Source organism: Clostridium sp. AN503 (assembly GCF_040719375.1).
Taxonomy (GTDB): domain Bacteria; phylum Bacillota; class Clostridia; order Lachnospirales; family Lachnospiraceae; genus Brotaphodocola.
On sequence record NZ_JBFDTP010000001.1, the window covers coordinates 746,660 to 759,303 of the forward strand.

13 protein-coding genes are annotated in these 12,644 nt (G+C 48.7%); 9 read left to right on the forward strand and 4 right to left on the reverse strand.

The window, feature by feature from the left end; genetic code table 11:
• Positions 1–24: 24 nt before the first annotated feature.
• Both nagA and AB1I67_RS03355 read left to right on the forward strand, forming a co-directional pair.
• On the forward strand, positions 25–1,164 hold the full coding sequence (gene nagA / locus AB1I67_RS03350) for an N-acetylglucosamine-6-phosphate deacetylase (RefSeq protein WP_367028403.1): 1,140 nt from the start codon (positions 25–27) through the stop codon (positions 1,162–1,164).
• Positions 1,165–1,190: 26 nt separating this feature from the next.
• The gene (locus tag AB1I67_RS03355) at positions 1,191–2,486 is read left to right on the forward strand and encodes a class II D-tagatose-bisphosphate aldolase, non-catalytic subunit (protein WP_367028404.1); all 1,296 of its coding nucleotides are present in this window, start codon (positions 1,191–1,193) and stop codon (positions 2,484–2,486) included.
• A 97-nt stretch (positions 2,487–2,583) separates the two neighbouring features.
• Here the strand turns inward: AB1I67_RS03355 and AB1I67_RS03360 are convergent, their stop codons facing one another.
• Entirely contained in the window at positions 2,584–3,948 is a 1,365-nt protein-coding gene (locus AB1I67_RS03360) for a hypothetical protein (protein WP_367028405.1), read from the reverse strand.
• Between the two features lie 255 nt (positions 3,949–4,203).
• Here AB1I67_RS03360 and AB1I67_RS03365 point away from each other — a divergent pair, with 255 nt between their 5' ends.
• Both AB1I67_RS03365 and AB1I67_RS03370 read left to right on the forward strand, forming a co-directional pair.
• Entirely contained in the window at positions 4,204–5,448 is a 1,245-nt protein-coding gene (locus tag AB1I67_RS03365) for an MFS transporter (protein ID WP_367028406.1), read from the forward strand.
• 21 nt (positions 5,449–5,469) lie between these two features.
• The gene (locus AB1I67_RS03370; RefSeq protein WP_367028407.1) at positions 5,470–6,678 is read left to right on the forward strand and encodes a M20 family metallopeptidase; all 1,209 of its coding nucleotides are present in this window, start codon (positions 5,470–5,472) and stop codon (positions 6,676–6,678) included.
• A gap of 54 nt (positions 6,679–6,732) precedes the next feature.
• On the opposite strand, the gene AB1I67_RS03375 is transcribed toward AB1I67_RS03370, so the two are convergent.
• Both AB1I67_RS03375 and AB1I67_RS03380 read right to left on the reverse strand, forming a co-directional pair.
• A complete protein-coding gene (locus AB1I67_RS03375) occupies positions 6,733–7,218 on the reverse strand; it encodes a GAF domain-containing protein (RefSeq protein ID WP_367028408.1) in 486 nt (161 codons plus the stop codon).
• Positions 7,219–7,222: 4 nt separating this feature from the next.
• The gene (locus AB1I67_RS03380; protein WP_367028409.1) at positions 7,223–7,624 is read right to left on the reverse strand and encodes a hypothetical protein; all 402 of its coding nucleotides are present in this window, start codon (positions 7,622–7,624) and stop codon (positions 7,223–7,225) included.
• 449 nt (positions 7,625–8,073) lie between these two features.
• On the opposite strand from AB1I67_RS03380, the gene AB1I67_RS03385 reads away from it, so the two are divergent.
• The gene (locus tag AB1I67_RS03385) at positions 8,074–8,283 is read left to right on the forward strand and encodes a hypothetical protein (RefSeq protein ID WP_367028410.1); all 210 of its coding nucleotides are present in this window, start codon (positions 8,074–8,076) and stop codon (positions 8,281–8,283) included.
• A gap of 108 nt (positions 8,284–8,391) precedes the next feature.
• Positions 8,392–8,598, forward strand: a complete 207-nt coding sequence (locus tag AB1I67_RS03390) for a hypothetical protein (protein WP_367028411.1) — start codon at positions 8,392–8,394, stop codon at positions 8,596–8,598.
• A gap of 402 nt (positions 8,599–9,000) precedes the next feature.
• On the opposite strand, the gene fba is transcribed toward AB1I67_RS03390, so the two are convergent.
• On the reverse strand, positions 9,001–9,855 hold the full coding sequence (gene fba / locus AB1I67_RS03395) for a class II fructose-1,6-bisphosphate aldolase (protein WP_367028412.1): 855 nt from the start codon (positions 9,853–9,855) through the stop codon (positions 9,001–9,003).
• A gap of 512 nt (positions 9,856–10,367) precedes the next feature.
• On the opposite strand from fba, the gene AB1I67_RS03400 reads away from it, so the two are divergent.
• The 3 genes from AB1I67_RS03400 to AB1I67_RS03410 all read left to right on the forward strand — a co-directional run bounded on the left by AB1I67_RS03400 (position 10,368) and on the right by AB1I67_RS03410 (position 12,640).
• A complete protein-coding gene (locus AB1I67_RS03400; RefSeq protein ID WP_367028413.1) occupies positions 10,368–10,706 on the forward strand; it encodes a metalloregulator ArsR/SmtB family transcription factor in 339 nt (112 codons plus the stop codon).
• A gap of 157 nt (positions 10,707–10,863) precedes the next feature.
• On the forward strand, positions 10,864–11,094 hold the full coding sequence (locus AB1I67_RS03405; RefSeq protein WP_367028414.1) for a YaaL family protein: 231 nt from the start codon (positions 10,864–10,866) through the stop codon (positions 11,092–11,094).
• Positions 11,095–11,254: 160 nt separating this feature from the next.
• Entirely contained in the window at positions 11,255–12,640 is a 1,386-nt protein-coding gene (locus tag AB1I67_RS03410; RefSeq protein WP_367028415.1) for an alpha-amylase family glycosyl hydrolase, read from the forward strand.
• Positions 12,641–12,644 lie beyond the last annotated feature (4 nt).

A 12,644-nucleotide genomic window follows, 5' to 3' on the forward strand; every position in this document is an offset into this window, starting at 1 on the left:
AACAGTAAAGGAGGGAAATTTACTATGCTGATACAAAGTAAAAAGGTCTGGATCGCGGACCAGTTTATTGCTGCTGAAATCGAAGCAGAGGACGGCAGGATCACCAACATCTTCCCATATGGAAGCAAACCGGCAGACGAGGACTATGGGGATCTGCGGATCGTTCCTGGATTTTTGGACATCCACTGCCACGGCGCATATGGCTTTGACACCAACGATGCCAATGAGGAAGGCCTGCGCAACTGGACAAAGAATATCGTAGGCGAGGGCGTTACGGGCCTGCTTGCCACCACCATTACCCAGAGCGAGGAGGTCCTGACCGCGGCTGTTGCAAACGTGGCAAAGGTCATGGAGGACGGCTATGAGGGCGCCGAGATCATGGGCATCCATTTTGAGGGGCCGTATCTGGACATGGTTTACAAGGGCGCACAGCCGGAGCAGTTCATCGTGAAGCCTACCATCGAGCAGTTTGAGCGTTACCAGAATGCGGCGAAGGGCAATATCCGCTACATCACCCTGGCTACTGAGACCGACGAAGACTTTGCCCTGACCCATTACCTGGCAGAGCGCGGGGTTGTGGTAAGCATCGGGCATTCCGCAGCCACCTACGAGCAGGCAGCCATGGCCTATGCCAACGGCGCCAGCTCCATGACCCACGTATACAACGGCATGACTCCGTTCAAGCACCGTGAGAACGGCCTGGTAGGCGCAGCGTACCGTTTCCGCACCATGTACGGCGAGATCATCTGCGACGGCAACCATTCCACCACCGCTGCGCTGAACAACTACTTTATGTCCAAAGGCCCGGATTATTCCATCATGGTTTCCGACGCGCTGATGGCAAAAGGTTCTCCGGTTGGCAGCAAGTATATCTTCGGCGGCAATGAGATCGAGATCTATCCGGATGGAAGCGCTCACTTAACCTCCACCGGCACGCTTGCAGGTTCCACACTGCGTCTGAACGAGGGCCTGCGCATCCTGGTCGAGGAAGCCATGATCCCGTTCAACTATGCACTCAACGCCTGCACCATCAACCCGGCCCGCTGCCTGGGCATCGAAAACCGCAAGGGTCAGATCCGCACCGGATGCGACGCCGACCTGGTTGTTCTTGAGAATGATTACCAGGTGCGCCAGACCTACTGTAAGGGCAAAGCACAGTTATAAACAAAATAAAAGGGGGATATATAACTATGAAACATCCGATTCAGCAGATGATGGAAAACCGCCGCCAGGGCATCAAGTGTGGGATTCCTTCCTATTGCAGTGCCAATGAACTGGTCCTTGAGACCGCTCTGCGCCGCGCAAAGGCCCAGGATACCGCAGTGCTCATCGAGGCAACTGCCAACCAGGTCAACCAGTTCGGCGGCTATACCGGAATGCTTCCGAAAGACTTTTACCAGATGGTCCTCACGATGGCACAGGAGATCGGCGTTCCGGAGCATCAGATCATCCTTGCAGGCGACCATTTGGGGCCGCTGACCTGGCAGAACCTGCCGGAAAAGGAAGCCATGGAGAATTCCATGGAGCTGGTTTACCAGTATGCCCGCGCCGGTTTTACCAAGATCCATTTAGACACCAGCATGAAGGTGGCGGACGATCCGGAAGGGCTGCTCTCCACAGAGACCATTGCCCGCAGAGGCGCTATCCTCTACAAGTCCACCATGAAGGGCTACGAGGAGTTAAAGGCTGAGAAGCCCGACGCCATCCGCCCGGTATTCGTCATCGGCAGCGAAGTCCCGATCCCGGGCGGCGCACAGGAGGCCGAGGATACCCTGGCTGTTACCAGCCCTGACGCATTCCGCGACACCGTGGCAACCTACCGCCGCGTCTGGAAGGAAGAGGGCGTTGAGGACGGCATGAAGGACGTAGTGGCCGTAGTAGTTCAGCCGGGCGTGGAGTTCGGCGACGACCAGGTGTTCCTTTATGACCATGACGCTGCCACCGAGCTGTGCGCGGCACTTAATGAGTTCCCGGAGGTATGCTTCGAGGGTCATTCCACCGACTACCAGAGCCCGGAATGCTTAAAGGCTATGGTTGAGGACGGCATCGCTATCCTGAAGGTCGGCCCGGCGCTGACCTATGGTCTGCGCGAAGCACTGTTCGCCTTAAGCTTTATGGAGAGAGAGCTGGTACCGGAAGAAAAGCAGGCCCACTTCATCGAGACCCTGGAAAAAGTTATGCTGGACAACCCGGGCAACTGGAAGAAGCATTACCATGGCGATGACAAGCAGCTTGCCCTTGCCAGAAAGTACAGCTTTTCCGACCGCTGCCGCTACTACATCGGACAGCCGGAAGTGGTTGATTCCATGAATAAACTGTTCGAGAACTTAAAGGAATATCCGGTTCCCATGAACATGCTGCACCAGTATATGCCGGTCACCTACGTGAAGGTCCGCGACGGCAAGCTGCCGCTGGACCCGAAGGAGCTTGCTATGGACGGGGTTGCGAACTTTATGGAAGATTATGAGTATGCCGTAGCGCTGTAAACGAAATGTACTTATGGAAACGCCCATCCTGGCACTGACAGGATGGGCATTTTTAATCTTTAAAAGGATGAGACCGCTCACAGCAAACATGATGTTTTTACAGGCTTTTCCGGTTCGCGTCAGGGGTAAGGGACAGCAGCCGGTATACCTTTGTAGGGCGCCCCTTCGTGCCGGAAGCGCGGGCGCCAATGATCTCGGCGTCCTGGCTCTGCAGCAGGTTTGTAAGGATACGGTTTGCATTTCTCTGCTTAACGCCCAGCTTTTCTGATAGCTCTGCAATGGTGATCTCATTGGAGGCATTGGCGTCAACGATGGTCTTTAGCTTCTGTATGGTCAGAGTCGACAGGCGGGAACGGGATGCCAGAAGCTCCAGTTGGGGAGTCAGTTCACAGGTTGGTATCAGCGAGGTGTCCAGATCCAAAGGCCCCAGCAAGGTACCAGACTCGTTCATGGCATATACATGCTTTTCCCGAACCGAAACCCTCAGCGCGGCAGAAGCATTTGACCGGGCCTGCGCAATATCCTGGGCAAAGCCGTAGGCTATATCTGTTTTAAAATCCAAATGTTTACTTAAAAACACGGATAAGCTGGAGCCGGAAAAGTGCCCGGTAATGCGATGAAGTGTTTTTAAATTGGTAAAAATATAAAACCCGTTTAAATGCTTCTGCAGTTGATAATCTGTTAAATACTCTTTATTAAATTCCAGCAATGCTTTCTGCAGTGTGAGCACATCCATATCCATGTCGTCAGGGGCAATGTCCGAAGAAGGCCGGGCCGCCCTGAACACTGCGATCACTCCGGGCATATATTCTTTCATGCCTGCTATATCGATAGCACTGATACAGTCTTTTACAGCACGAAGCAGTTGGTATACGCTGGAATAAACAAACGTACAGGGGATTTGCCGTTCCACCAGCCTGGGGTAGATCGTTGAATAACGCGAAAGCACATAATCTATCTCACCATGCTCCCATTTATCCAGGATCAGATTAAAAACATGATCTTCTATGGATTTCAGTTCATCCAGCGAGTAATCCTTCCAGAAAACCTCCGCCTTTGTAATTTTAAATCCCGGTTCATCCAGCTCTATCATGCTTTCGGCTGTATTCCGCGTATTGAAAGGAAGAAAGATATCGATTACGACACGTTTCAGATCCAGCGAGCGGTTCTTCCGCAATAAATCTAAAAGACTGTAATAGATACTTTCAAGTCCTACCTCAAAAATGACAGTCGGCTTGCGCAAAGAAGGAACGCCTTTCTCCAACGCATGATAAGCGGCTGTCCCACAGATCAGGAAACCATCATAATCAAGCTCAATCTCTGTATATAGCTGTGATATATATGAAAAATTCCGATAGTCAAGAGCCGTGATGGAAACTTCCAGCTCCTTAAAAACAGAATCCTGCAGCTTTGCCTTTATATAAGACAAAAGTTGTCCGGCAGCCAATATTGCTAATTTCATCTGCATTTCCGCCCTCTGGTTTTTTATTTAGTATATCATGGTTTTCAATCGGAAGTAAACTATTAATCGCAGATTACCTCATTTTTCGCATAGTTACAGCATTTATGGATTATTACTAATGCACAAAAATAAGCGGTACATTCGTGATAATCCACGAAAATATCAATTTTCCTTGACATTGCGGCAACTTAAATTTAGTATATAATTAGCATATGCGATAAATATACCAAAAATGAAAGATGAAGGGATGAAAGGATGAAAGAAAAGAAGAAGATTTATTACGGCTGGTGGATCGTGTTTTTAGGTTTTTTAGTCTATGCACTTGTTTACTCAGCGATTTCCAGCGCAGGGGTATTCACCCTTCCGATAACGGAGGAATTGGGGTTCTCGCGCTCTGCATATTCCGGAAGGTCGCTTTTTGCATCAGCGGGTACCATCATCGGTTCTTTTACAGTCGGGCGGTTTATTGCAAAGCATAATATCAAACGGACGATGATCGGCTCCTGCATGATCTTGATACTCTGCGTAATAGGATGTACCTTCTGCACACAAGTATGGCAGTTCTACGCGATCAGCCTTCTTACGGGATTTGGATTTGCGGGAGCGACTATGATACCGGTACCGGTTCTGATCAATGCATGGTTTGGGCCGAAGAAAAAAGGTCTCGCCATGAGTATCGCATTGGCCGGATCTGGAATTGGCGGAATGTTTATGACCATGATCCTCAACTGGTTCTGCCAAAATTACGGATGGCGGGCCGCCTACTACGCAAATGCCGCGATTTTCCTTGCAGTGGTTCCATTTATTGCGGTTTTGGCAGTCAGAAGCCCAAAGGAAATGGGACTGGAGCGTATCGGGGATGTCCTGGTTGACGGCGCTGTGTGCGAAAAAGCAGGAATACCATTTTCCGCAGGACGCAAAAGTACGGCGTATTGGTTTGTGTTAGGTTCCTTTTTCCTGCTGGCCTTTGTCAATGCCGGCATTTTGAATCACCAGATTCCTTATTTTAATGACGCCGGCTTTTCCCCGTCAAAGGCGGCCAGCCTTGGAGCGATTGCCCTGGGCGCGCTGACACTTGGCAAGGTCCTGCTGGGTGCAATGTGTGACCGTATTGGAATAAAAAAGGGCGTTTTTATTGGCAATACTATGTTGATGCTTTCCATGCTTTTGATCTATATGAGTGCAAGCGTACATTTTATGGGATATGCGTATGTTGTGTTTTATGCCATAGGCGGCTCTGTGGCAACCGTAGCTGCCCCTCTGGTGGTATCCGCCATATTTGGCGATAAGGAATTCAGCAGATATATTGGCAATATCAATGTTGCAACCGGAATCGGAAACCCGATAGGCGCTATTTTCTGCGGCGCTCTCTTTGACGCCACCGGCGGATATGGATCGGCATGGATTGCCATGGCAGTAATATCTGCGATCATCATAGTGATGCAGATCAGGCTCTTTCATATCAAGAATAAAAAACCGGAAGCAGCGGTACTGTTATAGAAAACATGGAGGAAATTAAAAATGAAGATTTTGATTGACGAGGCAAAAAGGATCAACAGCGAACTGGCAGGGAACCGAAGGTACCTGCACCGCCACCCGGAGCTTTCCCTTTCGCTTCCGGTCACTAAAAAATATGTGATCCAAAAGCTCAGGGAATACGGGTACGAGCCAAAAGAATACGGAGAATCCGGGGTCGTAGTCACTGTCGGTGGAAAAGAAGGAAAAGTATTTTTGCTCAGAGGCGATATGGATGCGCTCCCAATCCAGGAAGAGACCGGCCTTCCGTATGCGTCGGAACATGAGGGATGTATGCATGCCTGTGGGCATGACTGCCATACAGCCATGCTGCTGGGTGCAGCCAAGCTTTTAAAGGAGCATGAAGATGAGATCGAAGGAACCGTAAAGCTTTTATTCCAGCCCGGGGAGGAGCCGCTTTTGGGCGCTAAGGAGATGGTAAACGCTGGTGTACTTGAGAACCCGTCAGTAGACGCAGCCATGATGCTTCATACCATGATCGGAACGCCAATACCGGATGGCATGGTCGGAGTCTTTGGCGGAGGGCCGGCTTATGCATCTTCGGACTGGTTTAAAATAAATGTCAAGGGTAAGGGCGGGCATGGCGCCGCTCCTCAACTGTCAGTAGATCCTTTAGCCGCCGTCTGCGCAATATACAGCGGAATCCAGGAAATCGTGGCAGGACATGTGAATCCAGCCGAGAACTGTGTTATGACAATCGGAGAGATTCACGGTGGGAGTACAGGAAATATAATCCCTGATACGGCCTATATGCGCGGAACCATAAGGACATTTAATGAGAATACCAGGAACACCTTAAAAGAGAGTCTCGTCAGAATGGTTGAAAATACCGCTAAAGCCAGGCGCTGTGAGGCTGCGGTGGATTTCACCAATTCCTGCGGAGTTGCAGAATGCAGCAGCCAGGTATCTGAAGACGTCCTTGCGTTTACACAGGAACTTTTGGGAAATGAGAATGCGGCAGACTTACGCACTGCGTTTGGCGGAGCACTGCGCAGGCTAAGCGGTTCCGAGGACTTCGCTGCAATATCAGAAAAAGTACCCTCCAGCATCGCCTTATTGTTTATGGGAAACACACAGGCCGGATATAAATATGGCAATCACCACCCCAAATCCAGATTCAACGATGATTTTCTCTATGTTGGGGCGGCTGTATATGCGAACACTGCAATAGAGTGGCTGAAAAAGAATAAGTAATCCATATAAAAGGCAAAAGAAATGTGAGGTTTCTTTTGCCTTTTATAATTATTATTAAAATAACTGCTCCAGCACCTGAGCAAAATCCGTAAGACCCTCCTGGTCCGCCTCGTCAAACCGCGCCAGGTGCGGGCTGTCGATATCCAGTACGCCCACTATCTTTCCTGCCCCATTATGCAGGGGGATCACAATCTCTGAATTGGATGCGTTGTCACAGGCGATATGCCCGGGAAATTCGTGCACATTTTTGATCAGCATGACCGCGTCTTCAGACACAGCCGTTCCGCACACGCCTTTTCCGATTGGGATCTCTATACAGGCCGGCTTGCCCTGGAATGGTCCCAGCACAAGGCGTTCGCCTTCCAGAAGATAAAATCCAACCCAGTTGATATCCTCAAGCGCCTGGTTTAAAAGGGCCGAAGCGTTGGCAAGATTCGCAGTCAGATGCGGGACACCGTCTGTCAGGCCCTGGAGCTGTGTTTTTAAAATGTGGTACATGGCTGCCTTGTCGTGGGGGTATTCAAAAGCTACTGATTGCATAGAATCATCCTCCATTTTCGCAGGTTATAACCTGCTCTGCTTTTATATTCTCTTTCCAATACGCTGCTAAATATTCTTCTGCCACGTCAGCACTCACCGAAAGCTTTTCACGAAGCCGTTTCCCTACCGCCATCCTCATGCTTCTCCTCTGGTAAGAAAGTCCGCGCACAGGCATATTAGGGTTGTAGGAGCTTTGATGTTCCCACAGGTTTAAGGTATTATCGATCAGGAACGACATATCATTCTTCATATGGATGTAAATGGCATCCTCCAGTGTCGTGATCTCCAGATCATCAGGATTGTCATAGTGGCTTTTATTCCAGCCGTTGTACAGATCCAGCAGATCCTCCGGCCGCTTAAAGACCATCACAAATACTTTGTCTTTGTGTTTTCTGTTTCTCTTCATTGCTGATACCTCCATTATAGGATGGTTTAGATGTGTTTTCAATCATGAAATCTGCGTAAGACAAAAGAAATGTCCCGACAGCAGAAACCTGTAAAAACGTTGAAACAAAGAATAAAACCAACTAAAAACACTGCATAAACTCATATACCACATAGAGCCAGGAAATCTTTGGCGAACCGCCATTAAACCCACATAACAAAAGATTTCGGAAACCATCGCGGAAAAAAATCCCGCGGGAAACCGTCTATGCTATACAATCCCTTCTGGCCATTGTCAAGAAATGCCTTTTGCGTGGAAGGCTGTAAAACCTTGTTGCCGGTCATTCCATAGTGTGATAAGATGAAATTATCGAATTGGGATTTGCTTTTTTATGCCTTTGGCGAATATTGCGGCCCAAGCAAAGAATCTCTTTTTATAAATTGAATTTTATTGTATTGGAGAGAGTGGCTATGGTATCAAAGAAAGGAACTCGTAAGCTTGAATTTGAGGGAAACAATTTTTATTGGTTTGTACGCAGAAATGCCGAAGGATATAAAAGAATACATGTTTTGTCTGAAGATAAGAAAGTTCATTTAGAGTTTTCGCCCATTGATAGTGAGGTTATTATTCAACCTGCATTTATAAGAGAACGTCTGAAAAAACACTTTACCAGGCAGTGAGAGCTTTTTATTTTGAGAGTAAAGTTTATTTGACTTCCTGGACTAAAGTGAGCTAACAAAGTTCCGTTTATAGAGAAATTACATAAGGCAAAACCGGAAGTTATGGAGATGACTAATATAATGTATTACAAAAAAGAATTATCTCCTTTTATGGAGGCAAAAGAAAAGTATAATGCGCTTCGTGAATTTGAACGAAAAAAAATTATCCATTACTTAATTGAAAAAGGAATGAAAGTTTCACAAACTGGTGGAATGGGTTATCCTTGCTATACTAACGGCGGTAACCTTCAAAGAAGTTATGATTTAACAAATTGAAAATGGGTTACGGTTAGCGTTAAAAATAAAGAACTTTTTATTTCTTTACAAGCATTTGACCAGGATAGAAAATCAAAAAATTATCATGTACTAATGGACAGAATCGGACTATGCTCATATCCTAAGACCGAAAAGAAACCAGACTATTATAAGTTGATGAAGGTTACATCTTTAGAATTACCGTTAGATGAAAAGGATTTAGATGAGCTATACAAAATGTTACAGGAAATGGAGTAGCAGCTTCTTCTTAATTGAATAATTAAGCAAAAGATGAATCAAAAATCATGATGCAGAAAGAATTAACAGTTCCAATTTGCCCAATGAATTGGAATAATATGAAAAAGAGCGGAAGCCCCCCAAATCAACCGGCTTCCGCTCTTATTAACTGTTCTAAATTAAGTTTTACGCCTTCCCAGCGCAGTTGCAGACCTCAATCTTATGCATAACCAGCGTTTTCACATAATCCCTGCCGGATGCGCCGTACTTCTTCGGATCGAAGGTATCCGGGTTCTCGGCCAGGTATGCCTTTACGCCCTTGCTGTACGCGTCGCGCAGCTCTGTAGCATAATTCACCTTGCAGATGCCAAGGCTGGTAGCCTTTTTCACATCCTCGTCCGGGATGCCGGATGCGCCGTGCAGTACGATCGGAATGGAAACGCGTTTCCTGGTCTCCTCCAGGATATCGAACTTCAGCTCCGGAACGCCTTTATAGAAGCCGTGCGCGTTTCCGATGCCCAGTGCAAGAGAATCTACACCTGTCAGTTTCGCGAACTCCTCTGCTTCCGCCGGGTCGGTATAGGACTTCTCACTCTCACTTACAGAGTGGTTATCCTCTTTGCCGCCTACGGTACCAAGCTCGCCCTCTACCGGGATGCCCATAGCGTGAGCCATCTTCACTACCTCGGAAGAGATTGCCACGTTGTCGTCAAACTTCTCCTTGGAGCCGTCGATCATGATAGATGTATAACCTGCCTTCAGCGCTCTCGCCGCCAGCTCATAACTGTTGCCGTGGTCTAAATGCAGAGCTACCGGGACAGACGCCTTTTTCGCTTCCTCTGCTACCATAGCTGCAAACAGCTCCGGCGACGCATAATTTAACGTTCCGGGAGTGGTCTGGATGATGACCGGAGCCTTCAGCTCCTGTGCCGCCTCGATGACAGCCTGTACCATCTCCATGTTCTCTGCATTGAACGCTCCTACCGCATAGCCCTCTTTCTGTGCTTTTAACAGCATATCTCTGGTTGTTGTAAGTGACATATTCTTACCCTCCATTTAAAATAATCTTGTCGTGTGCCTTAAACCTTAACTTGAGTTTCCGCATTTTGCAGCGGCGGCGCCTCGGCAGCAGAGCGGCAGGTTTTTGCGACTTTGCAGACCATTAGAAGATGTTGGCATCCAGGATTTTCTGTTCTGTCAGGGGAAGGGGTTGTCTGAGCGTCAGCGAGTTGCCCCTTCCCCTGACAGGCTTTTAAGAAAATTCTGAATGCTTACATCTTCTTATGGTCGAAACCGGAGCAAAACCCTGCCGCTCTGCTGCCGAGGCGCCGCCGCTGTAAAATGCGGAAACTCAAATTCAGTGCTACGCCCATTATGATATCTTTGACATATTCCTGTCAATATGTTTTTCACCGGGTTTTTTTCATTTTTTAATAGTGCTTCAGTAATTTTGACGAAAATTGTCATTTGCCTATTCCTGCTTTTGGTTGACGTTACCAAGGAACGGTGGTAAAATAGGATTAGTTCAAATTTTTAAACCAAGGAGGAGATCTATGGCTGACGCCAAGGAATTAGAGCAGCAGTTCCATAGCTGTATGCCTCTGTTCATCGCTCTGGGAGACGAGGTGCGGCTCCGCATCATTGAGCTTCTGACCTGGGCAGTCCAAAACGGCAGGCCGGACGGGCTCAATGTCAACGAGATCACCCGGCAGACCAACCTCTCGCGGCCAGCTATCTCTCATCACCTGAAGATCTTAAAGGACACCGGGCTTGTAGAGGTCCGTCAGCATGGCACTTCCAACTATTACCGCCTTACACTGATGGAGAGCACGCGAAGGCTGATGAATCTAGGCTATCTGGTGGAGGAATGCTTTTACCAGGACTTATATTAAGGACGGTCAAATACAATGTAAAGATCGCCAAACAGAACAGGGATTTTACCAGTCTCTGCATAACTTCCCATTTTCCGAGGATAATAAACTCCGTAACCGTGAAAACACGAAGAGTATACCGGCAGCGCCGGAACGGAATCAGGAGATGGAAAAGATTATGGCAGGACATTTTTTTAAGAAGGAGCGCGAAAAAAGGCCCTCCCTTGAGAATCTGGAACTGAAGGCTGAGATTGAACAGACCCGGCACAAGATGGAATCCGCCAGAAACCAGTTTGAGCAGGTGGTGGATCCGACGCTGATCGACTGTTATATCTATGAGCTGAACGCAGCACAGCTGCGGTATCAGTTCCTCCTCAGACGAGTTAAGATTTTGGAGGGGCTGTATTGATTGAGTATTAACCTGGCGAGGGGGACGCGGTGCACAGATCGTCTGCCCCAGCCCGCCGCAGGCAAGCCTGCACGGTCTGCTTCAGGTGATCTGTGCACCGCTGGATTATTACGCATTATTACGATCATTATTTTACATCATTAGGAGGACTTGCAGGATTATGAGCACTTGGTATGAGAAGGCAGTATTTTATCACATGTACCCTCTGGGTATGACGGGAGCGCCACGCGAACATACGGACGACACGGTGGTAAATCGTTTTGAGGAGCTGGACCGATGGATTCCCCACATGCAGGAGCTTGGGTGCAATGCAGTTTACATCGGACCGCTTTTTGAGTCCTCTTCTCATGGGTACGACACCCGGGATTACAAGCTGGTAGACCGGCGCCTGGGCGGCAATGACAGCTTTGTCCGTTTTGTAAAGCTGTGTCATGAGGCCGGGATCAAGGTGGTGGTGGACGGCGTGTTCAACCACACCGGCAGAGAGTTTTTTGCTTTCCGGGACATTCAGGAAAAACGGGAAGGCTCCCGCTACTGCGGCTGGTACAAGGGCGTGAATTTCGGCTGGAACAGCCCGATGAATGACGGATTCGGTTACGATGCATGGCAGGGGCATTACGAACTGCCCTGCTTAAATCTCCAGAACCCGGAAGTAAAGCAGTACCTGTTTGACGTGATCCGATTCTGGATCGATACCTTTGACATCGACGGCATCCGTCTGGACTGTGCGAATGTGCTGGATTTCCAGTTCATGAAAGATCTGCGGCGCGAGACGGGGCTGATGAAGGAAGATTTCTGGCTGATGGGCGAGGTCATCCACGGGGAATATTCCCGCTGGGTAAACGATGAGATGCTCCATTCCGTCACCAACTACGAATTACATAAGAGCCTGTATTCCGGGCTGAATGACCACAACTTTTTTGAGATTGCCCACAATGTACGACGGCTGGAGGCCGTCGGGCGAAAACTTTACACGTTCCTGGACAATCACGATGAGAACCGGATCGCCAGCAAGCTGAAAAAGAAAGAGCACCTTCCGGTGGCGCACCTGCTGCTTTTGACCCTTCCCGGCATCCCGTCCATCTACTATGGCGGAGAATGGGGCGTGGAGGGGATGCGCACCCGGGACAGCGATACCGTCCTGCGGCCGTGCATTACCATGGAAGAAGGCCATGCGCTCCACTGTGAGCTCACGGACTATATCGCACAGCTCGGACACATCCATGACACGGAACCGGCATTCCACAACGGGCAGTATAAAGAGCTTCTGCTGACCAACCGTCAGTATGCATATGCAAGAATACCGGAAGAAAATACCAGTGCACAGCCGGGAGATCAGACGGATGCCCAGCCGGCAAAGCCTTCCGTCATCATCACCGCAGCCAACAACGATGATACAGAAGCTTCCATATCCATCCCCGTTCCGGTTCCCGCTTCGGAAGCGGAGGATCTGATGGGTGGCGCCGTCGTTCCAATCACAGACGGAAAAATAAATATCACATTACCAGGCAACTCCGGAGTTGTCTTAAAGATCAGGGAGGATTAGCAAT

Coding starts and splice junctions, on each gene's coding strand:
- nagA (WP_367028403.1), top strand. CDS start 25: ATGCTGATACAAAGTAAAAAGGTCTGGATCGCGGACCAGTTTATTGCT.
- AB1I67_RS03355 (WP_367028404.1), top strand. CDS start 1,191: ATGAAACATCCGATTCAGCAGATGATGGAAAACCGCCGCCAGGGCATC.
- AB1I67_RS03360 (WP_367028405.1), bottom strand. CDS start 3,948: ATGAAATTAGCAATATTGGCTGCCGGACAACTTTTGTCTTATATAAAG.
- AB1I67_RS03365 (WP_367028406.1), top strand. CDS start 4,204: ATGAAAGAAAAGAAGAAGATTTATTACGGCTGGTGGATCGTGTTTTTA.
- AB1I67_RS03370 (WP_367028407.1), top strand. CDS start 5,470: ATGAAGATTTTGATTGACGAGGCAAAAAGGATCAACAGCGAACTGGCA.
- AB1I67_RS03375 (WP_367028408.1), bottom strand. CDS start 7,218: ATGCAATCAGTAGCTTTTGAATACCCCCACGACAAGGCAGCCATGTAC.
- AB1I67_RS03380 (WP_367028409.1), bottom strand. CDS start 7,624: ATGAAGAGAAACAGAAAACACAAAGACAAAGTATTTGTGATGGTCTTT.
- AB1I67_RS03385 (WP_367028410.1), top strand. CDS start 8,074: ATGGTATCAAAGAAAGGAACTCGTAAGCTTGAATTTGAGGGAAACAAT.
- AB1I67_RS03390 (WP_367028411.1), top strand. CDS start 8,392: ATGACTAATATAATGTATTACAAAAAAGAATTATCTCCTTTTATGGAG.
- fba (WP_367028412.1), bottom strand. CDS start 9,855: ATGTCACTTACAACAACCAGAGATATGCTGTTAAAAGCACAGAAAGAG.
- AB1I67_RS03400 (WP_367028413.1), top strand. CDS start 10,368: ATGGCTGACGCCAAGGAATTAGAGCAGCAGTTCCATAGCTGTATGCCT.
- AB1I67_RS03405 (WP_367028414.1), top strand. CDS start 10,864: ATGGCAGGACATTTTTTTAAGAAGGAGCGCGAAAAAAGGCCCTCCCTT.
- AB1I67_RS03410 (WP_367028415.1), top strand. CDS start 11,255: ATGAGCACTTGGTATGAGAAGGCAGTATTTTATCACATGTACCCTCTG.